The 24,988-nt window shown below is 62.3% G+C and carries 22 protein-coding genes; 15 read left to right on the forward strand and 7 right to left on the reverse strand.

The annotated features are described in order from the left end of the window. The first annotated feature begins 11 nt into the window (after positions 1-11). Both ACE04I_RS21625 and ACE04I_RS21630 read left to right on the forward strand, forming a co-directional pair. Positions 12-1,052, forward strand: coding sequence for a UDP-glucuronic acid decarboxylase family protein (locus tag ACE04I_RS21625; protein ID WP_487207596.1), 1,041 nt, complete (start codon positions 12-14; stop codon positions 1,050-1,052). Between the two features lie 4 nt (positions 1,053-1,056). Next, positions 1,057-1,815, forward strand: a complete 759-nt coding sequence (locus tag ACE04I_RS21630) for a TIGR04290 family methyltransferase (protein WP_046794940.1) — start codon at positions 1,057-1,059, stop codon at positions 1,813-1,815. A 4-nt stretch (positions 1,816-1,819) separates the two neighbouring features. On the opposite strand, the gene iolG is transcribed toward ACE04I_RS21630, so the two are convergent. Continuing rightward, complete coding sequence (gene iolG, locus ACE04I_RS21635) at positions 1,820-2,815, reverse strand: inositol 2-dehydrogenase (RefSeq protein ID WP_046794939.1); 996 nt, start codon at positions 2,813-2,815, stop codon at positions 1,820-1,822. A gap of 171 nt (positions 2,816-2,986) precedes the next feature. Here iolG and ACE04I_RS21640 point away from each other — a divergent pair, with 171 nt between their 5' ends. From ACE04I_RS21640 to ACE04I_RS21665, 6 genes are all read left to right on the forward strand, one after another. Next, positions 2,987-3,802 carry a MurR/RpiR family transcriptional regulator gene (locus tag ACE04I_RS21640; RefSeq protein WP_046794938.1) on the forward strand — a complete coding sequence of 272 codons (816 nt, stop codon included), beginning with the start codon at positions 2,987-2,989 and terminating at the stop codon, positions 3,800-3,802. A gap of 117 nt (positions 3,803-3,919) precedes the next feature. Next, positions 3,920-5,848, forward strand: coding sequence for a bifunctional 5-dehydro-2-deoxygluconokinase/5-dehydro-2-deoxyphosphogluconate aldolase (locus tag ACE04I_RS21645; RefSeq protein ID WP_046795110.1), 1,929 nt, complete (start codon positions 3,920-3,922; stop codon positions 5,846-5,848). Continuing rightward, on the forward strand, positions 5,845-7,668 hold the full coding sequence (gene iolD, locus ACE04I_RS21650) for a 3D-(3,5/4)-trihydroxycyclohexane-1,2-dione acylhydrolase (decyclizing) (protein ID WP_046794937.1): 1,824 nt from the start codon (positions 5,845-5,847) through the stop codon (positions 7,666-7,668). The genes ACE04I_RS21645 and iolD overlap by 4 nt, the downstream gene beginning before the upstream one ends. A 1-nt stretch (position 7,669) precedes the next feature. Further along, positions 7,670-8,590, forward strand: a complete 921-nt coding sequence (iolE, locus tag ACE04I_RS21655) for a myo-inosose-2 dehydratase (protein WP_487207597.1) — start codon at positions 7,670-7,672, stop codon at positions 8,588-8,590. After that, on the forward strand, positions 8,587-9,396 hold the full coding sequence (iolB, locus tag ACE04I_RS21660; protein ID WP_046794935.1) for a 5-deoxy-glucuronate isomerase: 810 nt from the start codon (positions 8,587-8,589) through the stop codon (positions 9,394-9,396). The genes iolE and iolB overlap by 4 nt, the downstream gene beginning before the upstream one ends. A 44-nt stretch (positions 9,397-9,440) precedes the next feature. Next, positions 9,441-10,559 (forward strand): Gfo/Idh/MocA family protein, encoded by a 1,119-nt coding sequence (locus tag ACE04I_RS21665; protein ID WP_046794934.1) that lies wholly within the window; start codon positions 9,441-9,443, stop codon positions 10,557-10,559. A gap of 119 nt (positions 10,560-10,678) precedes the next feature. Here the strand turns inward: ACE04I_RS21665 and ACE04I_RS21670 are convergent, their stop codons facing one another. The 4 genes from ACE04I_RS21670 to gcvA all read right to left on the reverse strand — a co-directional run bounded on the left by ACE04I_RS21670 (position 10,679) and on the right by gcvA (position 15,579). Beyond that, on the reverse strand, positions 10,679-11,707 hold the full coding sequence (locus tag ACE04I_RS21670) for an ABC transporter permease (RefSeq protein ID WP_046794933.1): 1,029 nt from the start codon (positions 11,705-11,707) through the stop codon (positions 10,679-10,681). 30 nt (positions 11,708-11,737) lie between these two features. Further along, a complete protein-coding gene (locus tag ACE04I_RS21675) occupies positions 11,738-13,279 on the reverse strand; it encodes a sugar ABC transporter ATP-binding protein (RefSeq protein ID WP_046794932.1) in 1,542 nt (513 codons plus the stop codon). 72 nt (positions 13,280-13,351) lie between these two features. Continuing rightward, positions 13,352-14,281 (reverse strand): sugar ABC transporter substrate-binding protein, encoded by a 930-nt coding sequence (locus ACE04I_RS21680; RefSeq protein ID WP_046794931.1) that lies wholly within the window; start codon positions 14,279-14,281, stop codon positions 13,352-13,354. Positions 14,282-14,613: 332 nt separating this feature from the next. Further along, positions 14,614-15,579, reverse strand: coding sequence for a transcriptional regulator GcvA (gene gcvA, locus ACE04I_RS21685; RefSeq protein WP_046794930.1), 966 nt, complete (start codon positions 15,577-15,579; stop codon positions 14,614-14,616). A 162-nt stretch (positions 15,580-15,741) separates the two neighbouring features. Here gcvA and speB point away from each other — a divergent pair, with 162 nt between their 5' ends. The 6 genes from speB to ACE04I_RS21715 all read left to right on the forward strand — a co-directional run bounded on the left by speB (position 15,742) and on the right by ACE04I_RS21715 (position 21,578). Beyond that, entirely contained in the window at positions 15,742-16,800 is a 1,059-nt protein-coding gene (gene speB / locus ACE04I_RS21690) for an agmatinase (protein WP_046794929.1), read from the forward strand. 74 nt (positions 16,801-16,874) lie between these two features. Continuing rightward, positions 16,875-17,963, forward strand: a complete 1,089-nt coding sequence (locus ACE04I_RS21695; RefSeq protein WP_046794928.1) for an ABC transporter substrate-binding protein — start codon at positions 16,875-16,877, stop codon at positions 17,961-17,963. Positions 17,964-18,131: 168 nt separating this feature from the next. Continuing rightward, positions 18,132-19,166: an ABC transporter ATP-binding protein gene (locus ACE04I_RS21700; protein ID WP_046794927.1), complete on the forward strand. Its 1,035-nt coding sequence runs from the start codon at positions 18,132-18,134 to the stop codon at positions 19,164-19,166. After that, positions 19,163-20,017, forward strand: coding sequence for an ABC transporter permease (locus tag ACE04I_RS21705; RefSeq protein ID WP_487207598.1), 855 nt, complete (start codon positions 19,163-19,165; stop codon positions 20,015-20,017). The genes ACE04I_RS21700 and ACE04I_RS21705 overlap by 4 nt, the downstream gene beginning before the upstream one ends. Then, positions 20,014-20,808, forward strand: coding sequence for an ABC transporter permease (locus tag ACE04I_RS21710; protein ID WP_046794925.1), 795 nt, complete (start codon positions 20,014-20,016; stop codon positions 20,806-20,808). The genes ACE04I_RS21705 and ACE04I_RS21710 overlap by 4 nt, the downstream gene beginning before the upstream one ends. Continuing rightward, positions 20,805-21,578: a carbon-nitrogen hydrolase family protein gene (locus ACE04I_RS21715; protein ID WP_046794924.1), complete on the forward strand. Its 774-nt coding sequence runs from the start codon at positions 20,805-20,807 to the stop codon at positions 21,576-21,578. The genes ACE04I_RS21710 and ACE04I_RS21715 overlap by 4 nt, the downstream gene beginning before the upstream one ends. 38 nt (positions 21,579-21,616) lie before the next feature. On the opposite strand, the gene ACE04I_RS21720 is transcribed toward ACE04I_RS21715, so the two are convergent. Beyond that, a complete protein-coding gene (locus tag ACE04I_RS21720) occupies positions 21,617-22,342 on the reverse strand; it encodes a ribonuclease activity regulator RraA (protein WP_046794923.1) in 726 nt (241 codons plus the stop codon). 13 nt (positions 22,343-22,355) lie between these two features. After that, on the reverse strand, positions 22,356-24,083 hold the full coding sequence (gene araD / locus ACE04I_RS21725) for an L-arabinonate dehydratase (RefSeq protein ID WP_046794922.1): 1,728 nt from the start codon (positions 24,081-24,083) through the stop codon (positions 22,356-22,358). Between the two features lie 213 nt (positions 24,084-24,296). Between araD and ACE04I_RS21730 the strand changes: the two genes are divergently transcribed. Further along, positions 24,297-24,980, forward strand: a complete 684-nt coding sequence (locus ACE04I_RS21730) for a GntR family transcriptional regulator (RefSeq protein ID WP_046794921.1) — start codon at positions 24,297-24,299, stop codon at positions 24,978-24,980. The last annotated feature ends 8 nt before the right edge of the window (positions 24,981-24,988 follow it).

Here is a 24,988-nt window from a genome sequence, read left to right on the forward strand (position 1 = left end):
GAGAGTGTCGAATGCTGCAACGGACCCGAAACGGAAAAGGCAAGACCATTCTCGTGGCCGGCGGTGCCGGTTTCGTCGGCTCGCATCTTTGCGATGCGCTGCTCGCCCAGGGCGACCGGGTGATCTGCGTCGACAGCTACATCACCGGATCGGAAGCCAATGTGCGGCCGCTGATGAACCATCCCGAGTTTCGAATGATCGAGAAGGATATCTGCGATCTCCATGACATGGACGAGCAGCTGGACCAGATCTACAATCTCGCCTGCGCTGCCTCGCCGCCGCAATACCAGGCGGATCCTATCCATACGATGATGACCTGCGTGGCCGGCACCGGCAATCTGCTGGCGCTCGCCGAACGGCATGGAGCTTCCTTCCTGCAGGCGTCGACAAGCGAAGTCTACGGCAATCCGCAAGTCCATCCGCAGCGGGAGGATTATCAGGGAAACGTCAACTGCACCGGTCCGAGAGCCTGTTATGACGAGGGCAAGCGTGCGGCAGAGACGCTTTGCTTCGATGTGCTTCGCGCCGGCCGTGTGGACGCGCGCGTCGCCCGCATCTTCAACACCTATGGCCCGCGCATGCAGCCGAATGACGGGCGCATCGTCTCCAACCTGATCGTCCAGGCACAGTCGGGCGAGCCGCTCACCATCTATGGCAGCGGAGAACAGACCCGCTCCTTCTGCTACGTCTCTGATATGGTGGCTGGCCTGATCGCGCTGATGGACGTCGACCCCAATCCCAAAGGTCCCGTCAATCTCGGCAATCCGGGGGAATTCACCATCAACGAACTGGCGGACATGGTGCTCGCCATGGTGCCGTCCTCCTCCAAGATCGTCCACAGATCATTGCCGAAGGACGATCCGCAGCGCCGTCGGCCCGACATTTCCCTGGCCAAGGCGCTTTTGAAATGGGAGCCGACCATACCGCTTTCGCAAGGATTGCGCCAGACGGTGGACTGGTTCTCCACGACGCCTCTCCATCATGAGCGACCGCGGATCAAACCGCCTCTTCGGCGGTTGTCGACTTCGACGGGCATTTCCCTGGGAGCTTGAAGGCATGGATGCGAGGACGAACAGGGCAAGATCGGATCTGGAGGAAAAGATCGCGGAACTGGGCCCCTGGTTCCACAACATGGAGATCGGCGGGGTCAGGACCGCGCCGGATCATTTCCTCGGAGACTATCCCGCCTTCAAATGGGCGAAGTTCAAGCACGTATTGCCCGACGATCTCCAGGGCCGCAGCGTGCTCGACATCGGCTGCAATGCGGGTTTCTATTCACTCGAGATGAAGCGGCGCAATGCCGGCCGGGTGCTCGGAATCGATTCCGATCCGCACTATCTGCGGCAGGCGAGGTTCGCGGCGGAATATTCGGGCTTGGAAATCGAATTCCGGGAAATGTCGGTCTATGACGTGGCGAAGCTCGGCGCGATGTTCGATCTCGTGATCTTCATGGGCGTGCTCTATCACCTGCGCCATCCGCTGCTCGCGCTCGACCTGATCCACGATCACGTCGTCGGCGACCTCATGCTGTTCCAGTGCCTGCAGCGGGGCAGTGAGCGCATTCCCGACCTTGCGGGAGACTATGACTTCTCCGAGGAGGATATCTTCGACCGCCCGGATTACCCGAAGCTCTTCTTCGTGGAGGAGCGCTATGCTTCCGACCCGACCAACTGGTTCTTCCCGAACAAGGCGGCGACGGAAGCCATGCTCAGGAGCTCCGGTTTCGTGATCGAGGCCAATCCCGAACCGGAGGTCTATCTCTGCCGGCGCGGGGAGCGGCACTATGCGGCCGATCCCCCGCCAATCCCGAGATGAGGCTTCAATAGCTGACGGTGACCGCCTTGCCTTCTCTCGCCGCGCGAACGGCCGCATCCGCGAGCGTCAGCGCGATCAACCCGTCCTCCGCTGTGGGCGAAGGCGGCGTGCCACCCTCCAGGTTGTCGATGAAGGCGGAGATTTCCGCGGCATAGGCCGCCGTGTAGCGCGTCATGAAGAAATCATGCAGCGGCGGGCGGGTATAGCCGTCTTTGGTGGCGAGCTCGATCGATACCGGCCGCTGGTTTTCCGCTGAAACCGAGCCGAGCGAGCCGTGCACCTCGATGCGCTGATCGTAGCCGTAGCTTGCGCGCCGCGAATTCGAGATCACGCATTGCCGTCCGCTCGCCGTCGTGAGGATCAGGCTCGCGCTGTCGTAGTCGCCGAGTTCGCCAATCTTGGGATCGACGAGCACGGAGCCCGAGGCCATGACGCTGACGATCTCTTCCCCGAGCAGGAAGCGGGCCATGTCGAAATCATGAATGGTCATGTCGCGGAAGATGCCGCCGGAGACCTTGATATATTCCGCGGGCGGCGGGCCTGGATCGCGGCTGGTGATGGTCACCATTTCCACCGTGCCGATCTTTCCGTCGTCGATTGCCTGGCGCACGGCGCGGAAATGCGGGTCGAAGCGGCGGTTGAAGCCGAGCATGACCTTGGCGCCGGTCTTGCGCACCGTTTCTAGGCAGGCTCTCGCACGAGCTACGTCGAGATCAATTGGCTTTTCGCAGAAGATCGCCTTGCCGGCCTTGGCGAAACGCTCGATCAGGTCGGCATGGGTATTCGTGGGGGTGCAGATGATGACCGCATCGATCGCCGGATCGGCTTCTACCGCATCCACCGTGCTGACCCGGCAGCCGGCGCCGTCGGCGATCGCCTGAGCCGCCGCAGGCATGGCGTCCACGACCGCGACGAGCTTCGCCCGCTTGTCCTCCGCGATCGCGCGGGCATGCACCTTGCCAATGCGCCCGGCTCCGAGCAGCGCCAGTTTCGTCACCATGTGTCTCCTCTCAAGGATGCCTGAGCCATTCCATTCAAAGCCGTCTTCTGCTTGCGCCATAGGCCCGAACTGATAGTGCTCGAATTGTCCAAATCTCGATTTGGAATATATGTTCTATTTTGCTAGATTGCGATTTCGTTCATGTCAAGCGGTGAAACGGGAAGTGAAGTCATGGGAGAGACCGGCGGGCCGGCCACCATCAAGGCGTTCGAGGAGCGCTTGCTGGAAGTGTCGGAAGACCTTCCGAAGCGTTTGCGCCAATGCGCCGACTATGTTGCGGCCAACAAGGACCGCATTGCTGTCTCCACGGTGGCGGAGATGGCGGAAGGAGCCGGCGTCCAGCCTTCCGCGTTCATGCGCTTTTGCCAGATTCTCGGCTTTTCCGGCTTTTCGGAAATGCAGCGGCTGTTTCGCGATTCCTATGTGGGCGGCTGGCCGGACTATTCGACGCGCCTGCATCATCTGCGGGAAAAGGCGGAGGGCAGCCCCTCTGCGCTGCTTGCAGAGTTCGTGGAGGCGGGGCGCGCTTCGCTGGAAAACCTCCTGAAGACGATCGAGCCGCAGACCATAGAACAGGCGGTGCAGGCGCTCGCCGGCGCCCATATGATCCATATCATCGGGCTGAGGCGTTCCTTTCCCGTTGCCAGCTATATGGCTTACGCCTTCGAGAAGATGGATGTGCCGGCCATGCTGCACAGCGCCGTCGGTCGTCTCGACAATCGCAATGCCATCCGCTCCGGGGATGTGCTGCTCGCCATCACCTTTTCCCCTTATTCGTCCGAGACCATAGAGCTCGTGGAGTCGGTAAGGGAACGCGGCATTCCGGTGGTGGCGCTCACGGATACGATCGTCAGCCCTTTGCGGAAATTCGATGCGATTGCGCTCTCTGTCTCGGAGGTGGATTTCGGCGCTTTCCGCTCGCTTTCGGCGACCCTCTGTCTCGCGATCGCGCTTTCGGTTGCTGTCGGGACACGACGGTCTGGCTGAATATTCATATTGAAATGTGAAAAAATGGAATTTATAGTCTATTATTGACAGTGTCCGGAATTGCCGAACGGAGGGGCGGTTCCGGAAGCGGGCTTCGCCGTCGGCAGGGAGGGAACTTTGACGCCACTCGATCTCATCACGATCGGCAGATCGTCCGTCGATCTCTATGGCGCTCAGGTCGGCGGACGCCTGGAGGACATGGCTTCCTTCAACAAATATATCGGAGGTTCGCCGACCAATATCGCCGCGGGCGCTGCCCGGCTTGGGCTCAGATCGGCGGTGATCACGCGGGTCGGCGCAGAGCATATGGGCCGCTTCATCCGCGAACAGCTCATCCGCGAAAATGTCGATGTCCGCGGGGTCAAGACCGATCCGGAACGGCTGACAGCGCTGGTTCTGCTCGGCATTCGCGACGAGCATCAGTTCCCGCTGATCTTCTACCGCGAGAACTGCGCCGACATGGCGCTTTGCGAGGACGATATCGATCCGGCCTTCATCGCCGAGGCGCGTTGCGTCTGCGCCACCGGCACGCATCTGTCCCACCCGAATACCGAAGCGGCCGTATTGAAGGCCTTGCGGCTTGCAAGGGAGAACGGCGCCCGTACCGCGCTCGATATCGATTACCGCCCCAATCTCTGGGGGCTTGCGGGGCACGAGGCGGGCGAAAGCCGCTTCATCGAATCTCGCAAGGTGACTGCCAAGCTGCAATCCACGCTTCATCTTTTCGACCTGATCGTCGGCACGGAGGAGGAATTCCATATCGCCGGCGGCTCTACCGATACGCTGGATGCGCTGAAGGCGGTGCGCAGAGTTTCGAATGCGGCGCTGGTCTGCAAGCGCGGGCCGCTCGGCGCGGTGGTTTTCGAGGGCCAAATTCCGGGCAGCCTGGACGACGGGCAAACCGGGCAGGGCTTCCCGATCGAAGTCTTCAACGTGCTCGGCGCCGGTGACGGCTTCATGGCCGGCCTCATGAAGGGCTGGCTCACCGGCGAGGATTGGCCGACGGCTTTGAAATACGCGAATGCCTGCGGTGCTTTCGCGGTTTCGCGGCATGGCTGCACGCCCGCCTATCCAAGCTGGGAGGAGCTGCAGTATTTCTTCCGCACCGGCATACAAAACAAGGCGCTGCGCAAGGACGCGGCGCTGGAACAGGTTCACTGGTCCACCACGCGCACAGGCGACTGGCCGGAAATCCGGGTTTTCGCGTTCGATCATCGCATGCAACTGGAAGCCATCGCCAAGGAAGCCGGGAAAGAACAGGCCTTGATCGACGACTTCAAGGCGCTCTGCCTCAGGGCCGCACTGGAGGTTTCGGGGGACCGGCACGGCTACGGCATTCTCTGTGACAACCGCCTTGGGCGCGAGACCCTCTACAAGGCGACGGGGACCGGTCTCTGGATCGGCCGGCCGGTCGAATGGCCGGGGTCGCGACCGCTGACGCTTGAGCCGGAGCTTGGCCCCGATTTCGGCGGGCTCAACGAATGGCCGCTCGATAACGTCGCCAAGGTGCTCTGCTTCTATCATCCGGACGATGCGCGGCAGATGCGAGCCGAGCAGGAAGCCGTCATCCAGCGCCTCTTTGCGGCGACGCGTCGGAACCGGCTGGAAATGCTGCTGGAAGTCATTCCCTCCAAGGTTGGCCCGACGGATGACCGGACGGTGGCGCGGGTGATCGAGCGTTTCTACGAAATCGGCATCTATCCGGACTGGTGGAAGCTCGAGCCGATGAAGACCGAAGCTTCCTGGGCCAATGCCTGCGAAGCGATCCTGAAGCACGATCCCTATACGCGTGGTATCGTTGTGCTTGGTCTCGATGCGCCGATGGCGGAGCTCAGGGAGAGCCTCAAGACGGCCGCACGCTTCGATCTCGTCAAAGGTTTTGCTGTGGGGCGAACGATCTTCGGCGAGGCTGCGCGGCGATGGTTTGCGGGCGAGATCGGCGACGAGGAGGCGGTGGCCGATATGGCAGGCAAATACCGCGACCTCTGCATGTTCTGGGATGCGGTTCGCGCGGAGGCGAAAAGCGGAAAGGGAGAGACAAGATGAAAACCGTGAGGCTGACGGCGGCGCAGGCGATGGTGCGCTACCTCGCCAATCAGATGACCGAGGAGGGCGTGCCCTTCATTTCCGGCGTGTGGGCGATCTTCGGCCACGGCAATGTCGCAGGCATCGGCGAGGCGCTCGCAGGCGTCCAGGATGAGCTTCCGACCTATCGCGGCCAGAACGAGCAGTCCATGGCGCATGCGGCGATCGCCTATGCCAAGCAGCTTTGCCGCAAGCGAGCCATGGCGGTGACGTCCTCGATCGGACCGGGTGCTGCCAATATGGTGACGGCGGCGGCGCTCGCGCATGTGAACCGTTTGCCGGTGCTATTCATTCCGGGCGATGTCTTTGCCAATCGCGGGCCCGATCCGGTGCTGCAGCAGATTGAGGATTTCAGCGACGGCATCGCCACCGTCAACGATTGCTTCCGACCGGTCAGCCGTTATTTCGACCGTATCAGCCGGCCGGAACACCTGTTAACCGCGCTTCCGCGCGCCATGCGGGTGATGACCGATCCGGCCGATTGCGGCCCGGTGACGCTCGCCTTCTGCCAGGATGTGCAGGCCGAAGCTTATGATTATCCCGAGAGCTTCTTCGAGAAGAAGGTTTGGCACTGGCGGCGGCCGAGGCCGGACGAGAGCGAGCTGAAACGTGCCGTTGAGGCGATCAGGACCGCGAAACATCCGGTCATCGTGGCAGGCGGCGGCGTGCATTACTCCGGTGCGACGGAGGTGTTGCAGGATTTTGCCGCCAGGTTCTGCATTCCGGTGGTCGAGAGCCAGGCCGGCAAATCCGCACTGCCATGGGACCATGCCTGTAACTTTGGGCCCGTGGGCGTGACCGGTGCCACGAGCGCCAATGCGGTCTGCGAGAATGCCGATCTGGTGATCGGTGTCGGTACGCGATTCCAGGATTTCACCACCGGCTCCTGGGCGCTCTTCAAGAACCCGAAGCGGCGCATCCTTTCCTTGAACGTCCAGTCCTATGACAGCGTCAAGCATGAGGCCATTCCGCTTGTCTCCGACGCGAAAGTGGGCCTTGAGCTGATCAGCGCCGCGCTCGGCGAACATCGCTTCGAGGCGCCGGATGGCCGGCTGAAAGCCGAGTGGTTCGCGAAGGCCGACGCGGTGACGGCTGCGCCGAAGGAAGGCAACGTGCTGCCGACGGACATGCAGGTGATCGGCGCCGTACAGCGCGCCTCGCGCGACAATACCGTGGTCATGTGCGCCGCCGGCACCATGCCTGGAGAGCTGCACCAGCTCTGGAAGGCGGGCAGGCCGCTTTCCTATCACATGGAATACGGCTTTTCCTGCATGGGCTACGAGATCGCCGGCGGGCTCGGTATCAAGCTGGCGGAACCGGACCGCGACGTGATCGTGATGGTGGGCGACGGCTCCTACATGATGATGAATTCGGAGTTGGCAACCGCGGTTGCCATGGGCATGAAGATCACCGTGGTGGTTACCGACAATCGCGGCTACGGCTGCATCAACCGCCTGCAGATGGCGACCGGCGGGGCAGAGTTCAACAACCTCTACAAGCACACCAGCCAGGCCAATCCGATGCAGATTGATTTTGCCGCGCATGCCGCCTCCATGGGAGCGGGCGCGCGTAAGGTCTCGACCATCGCGGAACTGGAAACGGCGCTTGCCGAGGCGCGGGAGGCCGAGGCCGCAAGCGTGATCGTCATCGATACCGATCCTTATCCGACGCCGGATGCGGGCGGCTTCTGGTGGGATGTGGCGGTGCCGGAGGTTTCGGCGCGCAGGGAAGTGAACGAGGCTCGCGCCGCTTATGAGACTGCGCTGAAGGAAAGACGATAAGATGATTTTGTATGGCACCAATCCCATTGCCTGGTCGAACGACGACGACCGCACGCTCGGCGCTCACATCAGCCTCGACCAATGTCTAGACGAGGCCTCGAAGATCGGCTTCGACGGCATCGAAAAGGGCCATAAGTTCCCGCAGGAGCCGGATGCGCTGAAGGCGGTGCTGGAGCCGCGCGGGCTGCGTTATGTCTCCGGTTGGCACTCGCTGAACCTGCTGACCAACTCGATCGAGGAGGAGAAGGCGGCGATGCAGCCGGCGCTCGATCTTCTGAAGGCGATGGGCTCGAAAGTCATCATCGTCTGCGAAACGTCGAACGCTATCCATGGCGACGATGGCAAGGCGTTGAACGACCGGCCGCGCCTTGCGGAAGACCGATGGCAAGCTTTCGGCGCGGGCGTCGAGGCACTGGCGGAGTTTGCCGCAGGGCAGGGCATCACGCTCGTCTACCATCATCATATGGGCACGGTGGTCGAGAGCGAGGACGAGATCGACAGGCTGATGCTGCACACCGGCCCGCATGCGAAACTGCTGCTCGATACCGGCCATTGCCTCTTCGGCGGCGGAAATCCGGAGCGTGCCGCCCGAAAGCACATGGCGCGCGTCGGGCATATCCATGCCAAGAACGTGCGGCCGGAGATCGCCGCCCAAGTGCGGGAGGAGGGGCTTTCCTTTCTTGAGGGCGTGCGGCGCGGCGTCTTCACCGTGCCGGGCGATGCGGCAGGCGGTGTCGAGTTCACGCCGGTCCTTCGGATTGCAGCCCAGCACGGCTACCAGGGCTGGCTGGTGATCGAAGCGGAGCAGGACCCGGATGTCCGCAATCCCTTCGAATACCAGAGCATGGGCCTTTCCTCGCTCAAGGCGATGGCGCAGGCAGTCGGCCTCGACAAGGGGCCGGCGGAGGAGGCGAGAGCATGACCAACCTGTTGCGCAAACCGAAGGGCACCAGCGGCAAGGTGCACGATGTGACGCCGAAGGATGCCGGCTGGGGTTATGTCGGCTTTGGGTTCTACAAGCTGAAACCAGGCGAAAATGCCGCCGAGCAGACCGGCGAGACGGAAGTGATCCTCGTTCTGGTGGAAGGCAAGGCGGAGATTTCCGGCGGCGGCAAGGATTTCGGCGAACTCGGCGACCGCATGAACGTCTTCGAGCGCAAGGCGCCGCATTGCGTCTACATTCCCGCCGGAGCCGAATGGAACGCGACCGCCACGACCGATTGCCAGCTTGCCGTCTGCACCGCGCCGGCCAAGCCCGGCCGGGAGGCGCGCGTGATCGGTCCCGAGGGGCTTTCGCTCACCGAGCGCGGCAAGGGCGCCAATACACGCTATATCTTCCCGATCGCCATGGAAGAGCGCGATGTTGCTGAGAGCCTGCTCGTCACGGAAGTCTTCACGCCCTCGGGCAACTGGTCATCCTATCCACCGCATCGGCATGACGAGGACAACTATCCGGAGATGACCTATCTGGAGGAAACCTATTATCACCGGCTCAATCCGGCGCAGGGTTTCGGTTTCCAGCGCGTGTTCACGGAGGACGGATCGCTGGATGAGACCATGGCGGTCGCGGATGGGGATCTTGTTCTGGTGCCGAAGGGGCACCATCCCTGCGGCGCGCCCTATGGCTACGAAATGTATTATCTCAACGTGATGGCCGGGCCGATCCGCAAATGGCGGTTCAAGAACCATCCGGATCATGACTGGATATACCGGCGCGACAACCCCTGACGCGCCGGCCTGAATATCTTCGGCATCGGAATTGGGAGGATGAGATGGCTGGCTTGGGTGTCGGGCTGATCGGGACCGGCTATATGGGCAAGTGCCATGCGCTGGCCTGGAATTCGGTGGCGAGCGTCTTCGGTGATGTCGAGCGGCCGCGGCTGGTGGCGCTTGCGGAGGTCGATGCCGATCTTGCGGCCCGCAAGGCGGCGGAACTCGGCTTCGCCACCTCGACCGGTAACTGGCGCGACGTGATCGCCGATCCGGCTGTCGATATCGTCTCCGTCACCACGCCGAATGCCTTCCATGCCGAAATGGCGATCGCAGCACTCGAGGCCGGCAAGCATGTCTGGTGCGAAAAGCCGATGGCGCCGCTGCTTGCCGATGCGGAGCGCATGCAGGCCGCGGCCAAGCGGTCCGGCAAGGTGGCCGCGATGGGCTACAATTATATCCAGAACCCGATGATCCGCCATATGAAGGCGTTGATCGCCGAGGGAGCTGTCGGCGCGGTCAACCACGTCCGGGTCGAGATGGACGAGGATTTCATGGCCGATCCGCAGGCGCTCTTCTATTGGAAGAGCGAGGCGTCATCCGGCTATGGCGCGCTCGACGACTTCGCCGTGCATCCGCTTTCGTTGCTCTTTACGCTGTTCGGCCATGTGGACGCGGTCATTGCCGATATGGTGAAGCCCTATGCGGAGCGGCCGCTTGCCGGCGGCGGCAAGCGCGCCGTCGAGAACCACGATGTGGCGAGCGTTCTGGTGCGTCTCCAGGGCGGTGTCTCGGCCGTGCTGATGGCGAACCGCTCCGCCTGGGGTCGCAAGGGCCGCATCGCGCTGCAGATCTTCGGGTCGGAAGGTTCGATCCTTTTCGACCAGGAGCGGATGAACGAGTTCGAGCTTTACCAGAACAAGGGCGGCAAGGCCGAGCACGGCTTCCGCAAGGTACTCGCCGCGCCGGAGCACGCTCCGTATAATCGCTTCATCCCGGCCCCCGGCCACGGCCTTGGCTTCAACGATCTGAAGATCATCGAATGCCGGGAATTGATCTCGGCGATCAAGGGCGAGAAGGCGCATCTCATCGGCTTCGACGATGGTCTCAGGATCGAGCGCAGCGTGCATGCCATGGCCCGTTCATTCACCGAACAGCGCTGGATTTCGGTCGAGGTGTGATTTCTCTCCATACTCCCTAAACTCAAAAAAGCCGCCTCTCGGGCGGCTTTTTTTGAGTTACGGTCCAAAAAGAAAGCGGCGCCGAAGCGCCGCAGTTGGGAGGAGGGCTTGAAGCAGTTTTAAACCTTGGCTCGCTTCTTCTGGCGGTAGACGTCGGTCACCACGGCGGCGACGATAATCATGCCTTTGACGATTTCCTGATAGTAGGCGTCCACGCGCAGGAAAGTGAAGCCGGAGGTCATGACACCGAGGATGACGGTGCCGATCACAGTGCCGGTGATGCGCCCCGCGCCGCCGGCGAGCGAGGTGCCGCCGATGACGGCTGCCGCAATGGCGTCGAGCTCGTACATCACGCCCATGCCTGCCTGTGCCGTCTGAGCGCGCGCCGCCGTCACCACGCCTGCAAGGCCCGCCAGCATGCCGGCGATCGCATAGACCTTCACGAGGTGCGCTTCGATATTGATGCCGGAGACGCGGGCCGCCTGCACATTGGCGCCGATCGCATAGGTGAATTTGCCGTAGCGGGTATAGCGCAGCGCGATGTGGAAGATGATCGCCACAGCCAGGAATACGACGACCGGCCAGATGCCCGTTCCGATAAAGGTGAAGTTCTCGGTCAGGCCGGAGACCGGCTGGCCTTTGGTGTACCATTTGGAAATGCCGCGGGCCGTCACCATCATGCCGAGGGTTGCGATGAAGGGCGGTATTTTCGTCCTGGCTATGAGCTGGCCGTTGATGAAGCCGGCCAGCAGGCCCGCGATGATGCCGACGCCGATCGGCACGAAGAAGGGCATGTCGGTGAGGCTCGGATAGAGCGCCCGCGGCCAGGTGGAGGACTGGGCGACACTGGCGGACAGCATTGCCGTCATGCCGACCACCGAGCCGGAGGAAAGATCAATGCCGCCGGTGATGATGACCTGCGTCACGCCGACGGCGATGATGCCGATAACCGAAACCTGCAGGATCATGATCGTCAGGCGCTGCTGGTTGAAGAGGAAGCTCTGGCCGACGAAGATCCAGCCGAGCAGCTCGTAGACGAGCGCTATGGCGATCAATACGAGAAAGATGTTCGCTTCGGGCGGCATGCGCCGCCGACGTCGCGCCGGGGTTACCTTGAGATTGCCTTTGGCGGCAGCGTCCGTGCTCATTGTCTTCTCCTCCTGAAGTCTTCGTTGGCGTCAGCGCGAGGCGAGATCCATGACCTTGATCTGCGTCGCTTCCGCCCGATCGAGGAAGCCGGTCACCCGGCCCTCGTGCATCACCATGATCCGGTCGCTCATGCCGAGGATTTCCGGCATTTCCGAAGAGATCATGATGACCGCCACCCCGGTGCGGGCCATTTCGCAGACGAGACGGTGGATCTCCGCCTTGGCGCCGACATCGATGCCGCGTGTCGGCTCGTCGAGAATGAGGATACGCGGATGGGTGAGCATCCAGCGGCCGATCAGCACTTTCTGCTGGTTGCCGCCGGAAAGGTTCTCCACCCGCTCGGCGAGGCTCGGCGTTTTGACGCGCAGCTTGCGGCACATCTCCTCGCAGACTTCCTCCAGCTGGTTTTCCTGCACGAAACCGTTCTTGACGAACTTGTCCTGAAGCACCGCGAGCTGCATGTTCTCCAGCACGTCGAGGATCAGCAGGCAGCCGGTGTCCTTGCGGTCTTCGGTCAGGAAAGCCATGCGATTGCGGATGGCTGTCGTAGGCGTATCGATCGCCACCGGTTTTCCGTCGATCTCGATGGTGCCGGAGCTTGCGGGCGTCACGCCGAACAGGGTTTCGGCGACGTTCGACCGGCCGGAGCCGACGAGGCCCGCCACACCGAGGATTTCGCCGGCACGCAGATCGAACGAAACGTCGTTGAAAACACTCTTCAGCGTCAGGTTCTTCACCGAAAGGACGACATTGCCGATCGGCACCTCCTCCTTCGGGAACATCTGGGTTATTTCTCGGCCCACCATCATGCGGATGATGTCGTCGCGGGTGACCTCAGTGGAGGCGTGGGTGCCGATATATTTGCCGTCGCGGAATACGGAGAGCTCGTCGGCGATCTCGAAGAGCTCGTTCATCTTGTGGGTGATGTAGACGATGCCGATGCCCTGGTCGCGCAGCCCGCGGATGATACGGAAGAGATGATCAACCTCGCGCTCGGTCAGCGCCGAGGTCGGCTCGTCCATGATGAGGACGTCGGATTCATAGGAGACCGCCTTTGCGATCTCGACCATCTGACGATTGGCGACGGAGAGGTCCCCGACCTTCGCCTCGGGATCGATGCCGATATTGAGGCGGTCGAAGAGCTCCTCCGTGCGCCGGTACATCTCGCCGTGATCGACCAGGCCGAAACGGTTGAGCGGCTCGCGGCGAATCCAGATATTCTCCGCGACCGTCATATAGGCCATCAGGTTCAGTTCCTGATGGATCATCGCAATGCCGTTCTCCAGCGCGTCGAGCGGGGAGGAAAGGCGGATGTCGACACCCTTCAGCTGCACGTTGCCCTTGTCCGGCTGGTAGATGCCGGCAAGTATCTTCATGAGGGTCGATTTCCCGGCGCCGTTCTCGCCCATCAGCGCATGCACGCTGCCGCGCTTTAGCCGGAAGGAGACGTCGTCAAGGGCGACCACGCCCGGAAATTCCTTGCGGATACCTTCGGCGGAAAGCAGGTATTCCGCATTTGGAACTGCGCCGCTCTTGCGCACGGCAGCCATTGTCGACGGGCTGACAACCATCGCCATCTCCTCAAGGCTTGATCGGGCAAATCGGGATGCGGGGCGGGTCCCCGCATCCCGGGTTCGGTCACGTCAGTTCTTGGCGACGAATTCCTGAACGTTTTCCGGTGTCACGAGCTGGAAGGGGATGTAGACCTTCTTCTCGACCGTCTCGCCCTTGGCGAGCTTCAGGGCTGCGTCCAACGCGCCCTTGCCCTGGCCCGCCGCATCCTGGAACACCGTTACGTCGAGGTCTCCGGCCTGCATGGCGGCAAGCGCATCCTGCGTGGCATCGACACCCGCGACGACGACGTCCTTCATGTCCTTGCCGGCGGCTTTCAGCGCCTGAATGGCGCCGATCGCCATCTCGTCATTGTTGGAGATGACGGCGTTGAACTCGATTCCGCTCGACAGCCAGTTGGTGACAAGGTCGGAGCCTTGCGTGCGCTGCCAGTTCGCCGTCTGCTCTTCGACGATCTCCATGCCCTTGCATTCGTCCGTGGCGACAATGTCGTGCACCGCCTTGGTGCGCATGCGCGCGCCTTGATTGGAAAGCTCGCCCATCATGATGACGGCCTTGCCCTTGCCGCCGAGAAGGCGGCAGACTTCCTTGGCTTCCAGCGTGCCGGCAACGATTTCCTCCGAGGCCACGAAGGCCTGTTTGTCCGGCAGGGTGTCGACGTTGACCGGCTCGCGATTGACATAGACGAGCGGAATGCCCGCATCCGCGGCGATCTTCGACATCGCGGTGGTGGCATCGGTATCGACCGGGTTGACGATAATGGCATCGACGCCCGCGGCGATGAAGTTCTGGATCTGGCTCTGCTGCTTGGCCACGTCGTTCTGGGCGTCTTCCACCTGCAGCGTCACGCCATCCATGGTCTTGGCGTAATCCTGCATGCCGTTGCGCAGCACGGTCAGGAAGTTGTCGTCGAACAGCGCCATGGATACGCCGACGGTTTCGGCATGCGCGGCGGTGCTCAGCAAGACGGAAAGCGCGGCACCCAAAAAGAGCTTCTTCATGGTGATTTCCTCCTCAAGCGGTGTCCGGTGCCACCTGTTCTCGCCGGAAACCGGCCCTCCGGCCGGTTGCGCATTCCCCCGCGCTCCCAACGCGGGCGGCGAAACGGAACAAATGCACCGCTTCCCTGGAATGCGGATAATTTATTCCATTTTTTGGATTGGCGTCAACGGTGCTGGAAGTGGAAAACGGAGAATTTACCGGGAATCCTTGGATTCTCGGCCATTCTCGTCTTCCGATCTCAAGAGGAGCGATGGAATATTCGTTCCAATTCCCGCTGTCCATGGTCTGCAGCGGCGAAAGGAACGAGTTCAAGGCGGAGAGGAAAGGAGCATTACGAGCCGGGTTTTTCCGCGCCCTTGCCGCCTCGCGAGCGGATAAGCGTGCGCGCGGAGGTCTGCACCTGCGGCAGATGATCGGCTTCCAGCGATGCGAAGAGCCAGTCGATAAAGACTCGGATGATCGGGGTCGACCGCACGGCAGGCCTGCAGGCGACATAGAAGGCATCGTTTGCCGGAACGCTCAGGTCGAAGGGCACGATCAGCTCCCCCTTAGCGATGAGCTTGCTCGCCGTGATCGTATCGCCGAGCGCGATGCCGTGCCCATGCAAGGCGGCTTCCGTGGAAAACCGCGCATCGCCCATGAAATGCTGCTGGCGACGGGGCAGGTCGATCGCATCGGCCGCGGCAAACCATGTATTCCACTCGCGCCCGTCGGCATCGCCGTGCAGCAGTACGTGGTCTTCCAGATCACGGATGGAGCGTAGCGGTCGGCTGTTCAGGAGCGTCGGGCTCGCCACGGGAAAAAGCCGCAGGTTGCTCCAAAGGCGCGCCCAGGCATCGGGCCAATTGCCGTCTCCGTAGAGAATGCAGACGTCGACATCAGGGGAATGCAGTCCAGCGGGATCGTTCGATGCGGTGAGCTTGAGCCTGACGCCCGGAAATTGCTCGGTGAAGGAATTGAGGCGCGGCACGATCCAGAAAGAGAAGAGCGCCGGAACGCAGGTGATCGACAGTTCGCCGCTGGTGGCCGGGCGCTTCATCTGCGCGGTCGCCGCCGCGATTTCGCCGAAAGCCTGGGTGACGGCCGGCAGTAGAAGTGCGCCTTCGGAAGTAAGCTTCAGTCGTTTGGAGCCGCGCTCGAACAAGGTGACGCCGAGAGATTCCTCCAGCGCCTTGATCTGGTGGCTGACGGCGCCGTGGGTGACGTTCAGCTCCCTGGCAGCCGCCGAGACGGAGCCGCGCCTCGCCGTCGCTTCGAAGGCGCGCAGGGGATTGAGGGGAGGGAGCCGGCTCGTCATTTCCGGAATGCTCCAGTGTGAGTTTTTCTCACATCATCTGCTAGAACAATCTCAATTGCTTTTCCAGCCCGTCTCGGCGGATAATGATGAAAACAGAGGCTGCGATCCTCAGGGAACAAAAAATAGGCTGCACGCGCAGACTCAGGAACAGGTGAAGCAATCATGGCATTCGACGCGAAGAAGCTCGAGGAATTGCGGACGAAATTTCTCGACGGCCAGGGCAGCGAAATCTTCGATCCGAAGTTTCGCAAGGTCGCCGACAAGATCTTCAACAAGCGCGGCACCCGCGTCGCGCCCTATTCCGGCGTTCCCACCTTCGTGAGCGCGCCGCACCTGCCGGTGGATTCCGAAAACCCGGATTTCGAGGACCTGCAGGTGGCGATCCTCGGCATACCGATGGACCTCGGCGTCACCAACCGGCCGGGCTCCCGGTTTGGACCCAGGGCCTTGCGCACCATCGAGCGCATTGGTCCCTATAATCATGTGCTGGAATGCGCGCCGGTCTTCGACCTGCGGGTCGCGGATATCGGCGACGTTCCCTTCCGCAGCCGCTATCGCCTAGAGATGAGCCACGAGGACATCGAAAAGCGCATCGGCCAGATCGTCGATGCGGGCGTGCTGCCGCTCTCGGTCGGTGGCGACCATTCGATCACGCATCCGATCCTGAAGGCGGTTGGAAAGAAGGCGCCGGTCGGCCTTATCCATATCGATGCCCATTGCGACACGAGCGGCTTTTTCGACGAGACGAAGTTCCATCACGCAGGACCTTTCCGCAATGCGGTTCTGGACGGCGTGCTCGACCCGACCCGGACGATCCAGATCGGCATTCGGGGTGCCGCGGAATATCTCTGGGAGTTCTCCTATGCCTCCGGCATGACGGTGATCCATGCGGAAGAGGTGACCGGCATGGGCATTCCGGCGATCATCGAAAAGGCCAAGGCGATCGTCGGCGACGGGCCGACCTATCTTTCCTTCGATATCGACAGCCTCGATCCGAGCTTCGCGCCCGGCACGGGCACGCCGGAGATCGGCGGGCTTACCACCCGCGAGGTCCTGGAGCTCATCCGCGGCCTCAAGGGCATCAATCTCGTCGGTGGCGATGTGGTGGAGGTCGCGCCGCAATACGACGCGACCAGCAATACCGCCCAGACAGGCGCGCAGATATTGTTTGAAATCCTCAGCTTGATGGTCTTCAGCCCTTCCGTGAAGGGGCGGGCCTGAGATAAATGCGCTATAAAGAGTGGGAACTCGTCCGGCAGGCCTAGGCCGCGCGGGCAAATAAAGGAGTAAAGATCATGCGTGACATTCTCAACGCCAAACTCGGCCGCCGCGCCGTACTCGGGGCCGGCCTTGCCGGTGTCTCCATGCTGGCCATGCCGGCGGTGCTGCGGGCCCAGGAGAAGAGCCTGAAGGTCGGCGTCTATGGCGGCTTCTTCAAGGATTCTTTCGACAAGAACATCTTCGCCGATTTCACCAAGGCGACCGGCATTGCCGTCGAATCGGTCGCGGAGCCGACCGGCGAGGCCTGGCTGGTGCAGCTCGAGCAGGCCGCACGCGCAGGCGCCGCCCCGGCAGACGTTTCGATGATGTCTCAGGTTGCGATCCTGAAGGGCCAGGCGAACGATCTTTGGGCGCCGCTCGATGCCGCCAAGCTGCCGAACAGCAAGAACCTCATCGACCGTTTCATCAACAAGTATCCGGATGGGCGCATCGCCGGCATCGGTGCCGTTTCCTGGTACATCACGCTGGTGACCAATACCGACGTCTACAAGGAAGCGCCCACATCCTGGGCAGCGCTTTGGGACCCCGCCAATGCCGACAAGCTCGGGCTGCTGGCGCTCGTCTCCAATTCCTTCCTGCTGGAAGTGACGGCGAAAACCCACCTTGGGGGCACCAATGCGCTGGATACCGACGAGGGCATCATCAAAGCGCTGGAGAAGCTCGCCGAAGTGAAGCCGAACGTGCGGCTCTGGTATCGCGACGAGGCGCAGTTCGAGCAGGCGCTGAAATCCGGCGAAATCCCGATGGGGCAATATTATCACGACGTGACGGGTCTTGCCGCGGCCGACGGCTTCCCGGTCCGCTCTACCTTCCCGAAGGAAGGCGGTATCCTGGATTCCGGCTCCTGGGCCGTGTCTCGGGCTTCGGAGAAGACCGAGGAGGCGCATGTCTTCATCGATTACATGTGCCAGCCGGCGATCCAGGCGACGCTGTCGCGCAAGGTCGGCACCTCACCCACCGTCAAGCGCGACCTGCTCGACCTGACGGACCAGGAATTCGCAGCGGTTTCCTCCGATATCGAGCCGATCATTCCGCGCTACGATCTCTATCAGAGCAAGTCCGACTTCCTGAACCAGAAGTGGACGGAGATGATTGCGGGGTAAGTTTTCATCCCCTCTCCGCGCTTGCGGGGAGAAGCAAGCGTGTGGCACCCATCCCTCCCCCTTGTGGGGAGGGTGGCCCGAAGGGCCGGGAGGGGTTATACCCACGCTCTAATGTTCCCCTCCCCAACCCCTCCCCACAAGGGGGAGGGGCTTAGCAGCGGAGACCGAATGTCGGGATTGAACCTTGAGCACGTGACGAAGCAGTTCGGCACGTTTACCGCCGTCAACGATGTCAGCCTCTCGGTGCCCGACGGTACGTTCGTGTGCCTCCTTGGCCCATCCGGTTGCGGCAAGACCACGCTGATGCGGATGATCGCCGGGCTCGACCTGCCGACCCGAGGCTCGATCAATCTTGCCGGTCACGACATTACCGAAGTGCCGACCCACAAGCGCGAGCTCGGCATGGTCTTCCAGTCGCTGGCGCTCTTTCCGCACCTGACGGTCGGCGAGAACATCGCCTATTCGCTGCGCATCCGCGGCGTCGGTAAGGAGGAGCAGAAGAAGCGGGTAGACGAACTTCTGGCGATGATCCATCTGCCGGGCTTTGCCGACCGCTCCGTCAGCAAGCTTTCCGGCGGACAGCGCCAGCGCGTGGCGATCGCCAGGGCGCTTGCCATCTCGCCCAAGCTCTTCCTGCTGGATGAGCCACTTTCGGCGCTCGACGCCAAGCTGCGCGAGGCCATGCAGGTGGAACTGCGCCAACTCCAGCAGCGGCTCGGCATTACCACGATCGTCGTTACCCACGATCAGCGCGAGGCGATGACCATGGCCGATACGGTCGTCGTCATGAACGGCGGCGAAATCCGCCAGGCCGCGCCACCGGTCGAAATCTATCGCCGGCCGGCCGACAGTTTTGTCGCGGATTTCATCGGCCAGACCAACCTCATTCCCTTCTCGGCGGATAATGCCGGGCGCGCCACCGTGCTCGGCGAGATGGTCGAAGGGCTTTCGATCCCCCAGGGCGCGAAGGGAACGCTCTCCGTCCGTCCGGAGGATGTTCAACTGACTGCTCCCGGCCATGGCGTAATCGCGGGCACGGTCAGCTTCATCCGTGATCTCGGCGGCGCGATCGAAACCTTCGTGGAAGCGGGCGGCCAGCAGATCGTCGCGGTTTCCTCGCCGCGCAACCGGCCGGAAGTGACGGTCGGCCAGAGCGTCGGCATCCGCCTCGATCCGGAAACCAGCGTGGTGCTCGCAAAATGAGACGCGAACCGCCCCAGCGCCTCGCCGACTATGGGCCGCTCTTCTTTCCGGCCGGCATGCTGACCGTGTTCTTCGTGGTGCCCTTCGCCACGATGATCGCGGTTTCCTTCTTCCAGCGCGAGCAGGGCGGCTTCTACCAGCCGGCCTTCGTGCTGGACAATTATGCACGCTTCCTCAGCCTGTTCTTCGGCCGGGTTCTGGGCTTCTCGCTGATGCTGGCGATCGCGGTGGCGATTGCCTGCGTCGTCATCGGCATTCCCTTCACCTATCTCCTGTCCCGTACGGCGCGGAAGGTGCAGATCCTCTGGCTGGTGGCGCTGCTCTCGATCCTGTCGCTCTCGGAAGTGATGATCGGTTTTGCCTGGTCTACACTGTTCTCGCGCACGGCGGGTCTCACCAATCTCTTCGTCTGGCTGGGGCTGATGGCGCAGCCGCAGGCGCTGACGCCGAGCTTCGGCGCGGTGATGACCGCGATGACCTACCAGGCCTTTCCCTATACCGTGCTGGTTCTCTATCCGGCGCTGGTGCGGCTCGACCCGACGCTGACGGAAGCGGCGCGCACCCTCGGCGCCTCTCCGGTAAAGGCCTTTTTCACCGTCGTCGTGCCGGCGCTCAGGAACACCATCCTTGCGACGCTGATCATGGTCTTCATCTTCGCGCTTGGCTCCTATCTTCTGCCGCAGCTTCTCGGCCGGCCGCAGCACTGGACGCTTTCGGTGCTGATCACCGACCAGGCGATCTACCAGTCGAACATGCCGTTCGCGGCGGCCATGGCCGTCTTCCTCGTGCTGGTCACGCTTGGTCTCGTGGGACTGGCGCTTTATGTCGGACGCCAGAAGGAGGCCGCATGACCGCGCTGCGCCGCCTTTTCTTCTTCCTCGTCGGCCTGTTCCTGGCCCTGCCGCTGATCGTCGTCGCCGGCGTCTCGGTCAACCAGAAACAGACGCTCGCCTTTCCGCCGCAGGGTTTTTCGCTCTCCTGGTATGGCGAGATCTTCACCAACAGCGAATGGCGCAATGCGCTCATCGCTTCCGTCACGCTGGCTGCGCTTTCGGCCGCGCTGGCGCTGCTCGTCGCGCTGCCGCTTGCCTGGTTCCTGTGGCGGCGGGTAGCGCCCTGGGCAAACATCTTCCGGCTTCTCGGCGTAGCACCCTTCACCCTGCCGCCGGTCATCACCGCATTGGGGCTGCTCACCTTCTGGGCGACGACCGGCTTTTATGGCCAGCCTTGGACCGCGGTCATCAGCCACGCGATCTTCTTCGTGACCCTGCCGTTGGTGACGCTGTCGCTCGGCTTTTCGGCGATCGACCGTTCGCTGGTGGAAGCGGCCGCGACCATGGGCGCGGATGACAGGACGATCTTCCGCACCGTCGTGATGCCGCTGATCCTGCCCTATGTGGTCTCCGGCTATGCCTTCGCCTTCGTACTGTCGCTCAATGAGTACATCGTCGCCTACATGACGGTGGGCTTCACGATGGAAACCCTGCCGATCAAGATCTTCAACGCGCTGCGCTACGGCTATACGCCCACCATGGCCTCGGTCACGGTGTTGTTCCTGGCAATCGCAGCGGTGGTCTTCGGCCTCGTCGCCCGCTTCGGCGACCTGCCGAAACTGCTCGGAGCCATGGCGGAAGACAAATGAAGATTGCCGGTCTCCAGATGGAATCGATCGTGGGTGATGTCGAGGCGAACCTCGCCAAGATCGATCGCGCCGCCGAAAGGGCGAAGGCTGAGGGGGCCGATCTGCTGATCGGGCCGGAACTGGCGTTGACCGGCTATGGCGCGGCGGAGAAGTTTCCGTCGCTTGCCGTTCCCGCCCATGGCGAGGTCACCGAGCGGCTTTCGGAAATGGCTGAAAGGCATGGTCTGGCGATCGTCGCGGGTTTTGCCGAGAAGACCCATGAAGCCGTCTTCAACAGCGCTTTCTTCACCGACGACAAGGGGCAGACCGCGGTCTACCGCAAGTGCAATCTCTACGGACCCTACGAGCGGCAATGGTTCCGTCAGGAAGACCAGCGCGAGGTGCTGGTGACTGTGGGAAACCTCAGGCTCGGATTCCTGATCTGCTATGATGTGGAGTTTCCGGAAAACGTGCGTCGTCTGGCAAAGGCCGGGGCCGATCTCGTGGTGGTGCCGACCGCATTGCCGAAAGGCTGGTCCGGCAGTTTCATCGCCGAGCATATGATCCGGGTGCGCGCGTTCGAGAACCAGGTTTTCGTCGCTTACATCAATCATTGCGGGGCGGACGAGAACTTCGCCTATGCGGGGCTTTCGCGGATCGCAGCACCGGATGGCAGCCTGCTTGCCGAAGGGCCGGTGGAAGGCGAAGCGCTGCTGATCGCGAAGATCGACCCCGCGGCATTCGCCAAGTCGAAAGCGGAAAATACCTATCTTGCCGATTTAGGCCGGTAGAGCACCGCGACATCGATCGTCGCGGCGCCGTGTTGAGATTAGCGACCCTTGGCGGCTCGCCATTTGGCGAAATCGGCCTTCGTCTCTTCCTTCGTCGCCGGATAGAGGCCGATGATGGAACGGCCGTTCAGCACTTCCTCGGTGACGAAATCCTCGAACGCGGTCATCTCCACTGCCTCGTCGGCGATCTCTTCGGCGAGATGGGCGGGCACGATCACTACGCCTTCGGCATCGCCGATGACGACGTCGCCCGGCCAGACCGCCACGTCGCCGCAGCCGATCGGCACGTTGATGTCGAGCGCCTGGTGGAGCGTCAGGTTGGTCGGGGCGGACGGCCGCGAGTGATAGGCGGGGATATCGAGTTCGGCGATCTCGGGGCTATCGCGGAAACCGCCATCGGTGACGACTCCGGCAACGCCGCGCACCATCAGCCGCGATACGAGGATCGAGCCGGCGGAAGCCGCGCGTGGGTCCTTGCGGCTGTCCATCACCATCACATGGCCGGGCGGGCAGCGCTCGACCGCCGCGCGTTGCGGATGTTCCGGGTTCTGGAAGACGGTAAGCGGGTTCAGGTCCTCGCGTGCCGGGATATAGCGCAGGGTGAAGGCCTGGCCCACCATGTTACGGGCTTTGGGTTTCAGCGGATGCACATCCTGGATGAACTGGTTGCGCAGGCCGCGCTTGAAGAGCGCGGTGCAGAGCGTCGCGCAGCTCACGCTTTCGTATTTCTTGCGCGTCGCATCGGAAAGCACGTAATCGGTCATCAGGTCTCCCCGCTTAGTAAATGTCCGGTTCACCGGCTGCGGCACCGAATTCCCGTTCCAGGAAGTCGAAGTCGCAACCTTCATTGGCCTGCTTGATGTGTTTGGAGAACATCCAGCCGTAGCCGCGCTCATATTTCTCTGCCGGCGGCACCCATTCGGCACGGCGACGGGCAAGCGTCGCCTCATCCACCAGCATGTCGATCCGCCGGTTCGGCACATCGACGCGGATGATGTCGCCCGTCTTGACCAGTGCGAGCGGCCCTCCGACATGGGATTCGGGCGCGACATGCAGGATGCAGGCGCCATAGCTGGTGCCGCTCATGCGAGCATCCGAAATGCGCAGCATGTCGCGATAGCCCTGCTTGAGGATCTTCTTCGGGATCGGCAGCATGCCCCATTCCGGCATGCCGGGGCCACCCTTGGGGCCGGCATTGCGCAGGATCAGCACGTGATCCGGCGTCACGTCGAGATCGTCGCGGTCGATCATCGCCTTCATCTCGGGATAGCTGTCGAAGACGAGAGCCGGGCCTTCATGCACGCGCAGGCGCTCCTCGCAGGCGGCGGGCTTCATCACGCAGCCGTCGGGGGCGAGATTGCCCCTCAAAACCGCAAGCGAGCCCTCCGGATAGATCGGGTTGGAAAGCGGGCGGATGACGTCGTCATTGTAGACCTTGGCGCCCTTCAGCGTTTCTCCGAGCGGGAAGCCGCTGACGGTCATCGCATCGAGATCGAGAAGGTCCTTGATCTCGGCCATCAGGGCTCTCAGCCCGCCGGCGTAATAGAAATCCTCCATCAGGTATTTCTTGCCGGAGGGCCGTATATTGGCCACCACCGGCGTCGTGCGGCCAGCGAGATCGAGATCGTCCAGCGAAAGCGGCACGCCGGCGCGGCGGGCCATCGCGATCAGGTGCACCACCGCATTGGTGGAACAGCCGGTCGCCATCGCCACCGTCACGGCGTTCTTGACCGAGGCAGGCGTGATGATCTTTCCCGGCGTCAGGTCTTCCCAGACCATTTCCACGGCCCGGCGGCCGCAGCGCGTGCTCATGCGGATGTGGTTGGCATCGGCAGCCGGGATGGAGCTCGCCCCAGGCAGCGTCAGGCCGAGGGATTCGGTGATCGCGGTCATGGTGCTCGCGGTGCCGAAGGTCATGCAGTGGCCGTAGGAGCGGGCGATGCCTTCCTCGACGCCGACCCATTGCTCGTCGGAGATCGTGCCGGCGCGCCGCTCGTCCCAGTATTTCCAGGCATCCGAGCCCGAGCCCAGCCATTCACCCTTGTAGTTGCCGCGCAGCATCGGGCCGGCCGGCAGGAAGATCGTCGGCAGGCCGGCGCTGACCGCGCCCATGATGAGGGCAGGAGTGGTCTTGTCGCAGCCGCCCATCAGCACCGTCCCGTCGATCGGGTGCGCCCGCAGCAGTTCCTCGGCCTCCATGGCCAGAAAGTTGCGGTAGAGCATGGACGTTGGCTTCAACGCGCTTTCGGAAAGCGACTGCACCGGAAGCTCCACCGGAAAGCCGCCCGCCTGCAGAACGCCACGCTTCACGTCCTCGACGCGTTCCTTGAAATGGGCATGGCAGGCATTGAGATCCGACCACGTATTGAGAATGCCGATGATGGGCTTCTTGCCCCAGTCCTTCTCGTCGTAGCCCATCTGCATCAAACGCGACCGGTGACCGGACGAACGCAGGTCGTCGGGCGCGAACCATCTCGCGCTGCGGAGAGTATCTGCCTTTTTCATTGATCGTCTTCCAGAATATCCTGTTTGGCCCTGTCCGATGCTCCTTCCGATTTGTCTCCTAAACTCGCGGAACGGAACATAGGGAGGTGGGACCACCTCTTCCCGGCAGGCAACTTAGCAGGCTTTTTGCGGATTGATATATCAAATTTCAGCCTTGATATATCAAATTTCAGATGGTAGCGATTGGGCATCTGAGAGGCGCGGGAGGATAGGATGACCGATCAGGATCCATTCCTGTCAGTCGAGCCGGTTTTCCTGAAAAGCCTGCGTGACCACGTCTATGGCCTCGTCCGCGAAGCGATCCTCTCCGGCCGGCTGAAAAGCGGCGACAAGTTCAACGAGCGGCAGCTCGCAGCCCAGCTCGGCATCAGCACGACCCCGCTGAAGGAAGCGCTGCGCGTGCTGGAGGCGGAAGGCCTCGTGCGTTCGGAAGCGCGTCGCGGCATCTATGTCACCTTCGATGCTGCCCAGGCGGAAGAGATGATGCTGGCGCGGGCAGCGCTCGAGAGCATGATCGCGCGTCAGGCCGCCAAGCGTATCACCGAGGATCACATCAAGCGAATGCGGGAACTTCTGCCGCTCATGCGGGCAGGCTCCAGAACCAGCGATGTGTTGCACCTTATCGGGCTCAACGAGCAGTTCCACAATCTGATCTACGAGGCATCGGGCTGCAATTATCTGCGCCGGCTCCAGAGCGGGCAGCAGATTTATGACCATGCGGCGAGTGTAAACGCGCTTTCCGATGAACCGGAGCGGCTGCTTGCCTTCGAAGAGCATCAGGCCATTGCAAACGCGATCATCACGCGAAATCCCGATTTGGCAGAGCGGCTGATGCGCGATCACGTCATACGTTCGGGCGAGAAACACCTCGCCTTTCTGGCTCATTCCGAAAACTAAGGGAAACG

This window comes from Rhizobium moroccans (genome assembly GCF_057559155.1).

What these genes read in the sequence shown, in the direction of transcription:
- ACE04I_RS21625 (WP_487207596.1), top strand. Translation starts at nt 12, where the DNA reads ATGCTGCAACGGACCCGAAACGGAAAAGGCAAGACCATTCTCGTGGCC.
- ACE04I_RS21630 (WP_046794940.1), top strand. Translation starts at nt 1,057, where the DNA reads ATGGATGCGAGGACGAACAGGGCAAGATCGGATCTGGAGGAAAAGATC.
- iolG (WP_046794939.1), bottom strand. Translation starts at nt 2,815, where the DNA reads ATGGTGACGAAACTGGCGCTGCTCGGAGCCGGGCGCATTGGCAAGGTG.
- ACE04I_RS21640 (WP_046794938.1), top strand. Translation starts at nt 2,987, where the DNA reads ATGGGAGAGACCGGCGGGCCGGCCACCATCAAGGCGTTCGAGGAGCGC.
- iolD (WP_046794937.1), top strand. Translation starts at nt 5,845, where the DNA reads ATGAAAACCGTGAGGCTGACGGCGGCGCAGGCGATGGTGCGCTACCTC.
- iolE (WP_487207597.1), top strand. Translation starts at nt 7,670, where the DNA reads ATGATTTTGTATGGCACCAATCCCATTGCCTGGTCGAACGACGACGAC.
- iolB (WP_046794935.1), top strand. Translation starts at nt 8,587, where the DNA reads ATGACCAACCTGTTGCGCAAACCGAAGGGCACCAGCGGCAAGGTGCAC.
- ACE04I_RS21665 (WP_046794934.1), top strand. Translation starts at nt 9,441, where the DNA reads ATGGCTGGCTTGGGTGTCGGGCTGATCGGGACCGGCTATATGGGCAAG.
- ACE04I_RS21670 (WP_046794933.1), bottom strand. Translation starts at nt 11,707, where the DNA reads ATGAGCACGGACGCTGCCGCCAAAGGCAATCTCAAGGTAACCCCGGCG.
- ACE04I_RS21675 (WP_046794932.1), bottom strand. Translation starts at nt 13,279, where the DNA reads ATGGTTGTCAGCCCGTCGACAATGGCTGCCGTGCGCAAGAGCGGCGCA.
- ACE04I_RS21680 (WP_046794931.1), bottom strand. Translation starts at nt 14,281, where the DNA reads ATGAAGAAGCTCTTTTTGGGTGCCGCGCTTTCCGTCTTGCTGAGCACC.
- gcvA (WP_046794930.1), bottom strand. Translation starts at nt 15,579, where the DNA reads ATGACGAGCCGGCTCCCTCCCCTCAATCCCCTGCGCGCCTTCGAAGCG.
- speB (WP_046794929.1), top strand. Translation starts at nt 15,742, where the DNA reads ATGGCATTCGACGCGAAGAAGCTCGAGGAATTGCGGACGAAATTTCTC.
- ACE04I_RS21695 (WP_046794928.1), top strand. Translation starts at nt 16,875, where the DNA reads ATGCGTGACATTCTCAACGCCAAACTCGGCCGCCGCGCCGTACTCGGG.
- ACE04I_RS21700 (WP_046794927.1), top strand. Translation starts at nt 18,132, where the DNA reads ATGTCGGGATTGAACCTTGAGCACGTGACGAAGCAGTTCGGCACGTTT.
- ACE04I_RS21705 (WP_487207598.1), top strand. Translation starts at nt 19,163, where the DNA reads ATGAGACGCGAACCGCCCCAGCGCCTCGCCGACTATGGGCCGCTCTTC.
- ACE04I_RS21710 (WP_046794925.1), top strand. Translation starts at nt 20,014, where the DNA reads ATGACCGCGCTGCGCCGCCTTTTCTTCTTCCTCGTCGGCCTGTTCCTG.
- ACE04I_RS21715 (WP_046794924.1), top strand. Translation starts at nt 20,805, where the DNA reads ATGAAGATTGCCGGTCTCCAGATGGAATCGATCGTGGGTGATGTCGAG.
- ACE04I_RS21720 (WP_046794923.1), bottom strand. Translation starts at nt 22,342, where the DNA reads ATGACCGATTACGTGCTTTCCGATGCGACGCGCAAGAAATACGAAAGC.
- araD (WP_046794922.1), bottom strand. Translation starts at nt 24,083, where the DNA reads ATGAAAAAGGCAGATACTCTCCGCAGCGCGAGATGGTTCGCGCCCGAC.
- ACE04I_RS21730 (WP_046794921.1), top strand. Translation starts at nt 24,297, where the DNA reads ATGACCGATCAGGATCCATTCCTGTCAGTCGAGCCGGTTTTCCTGAAA.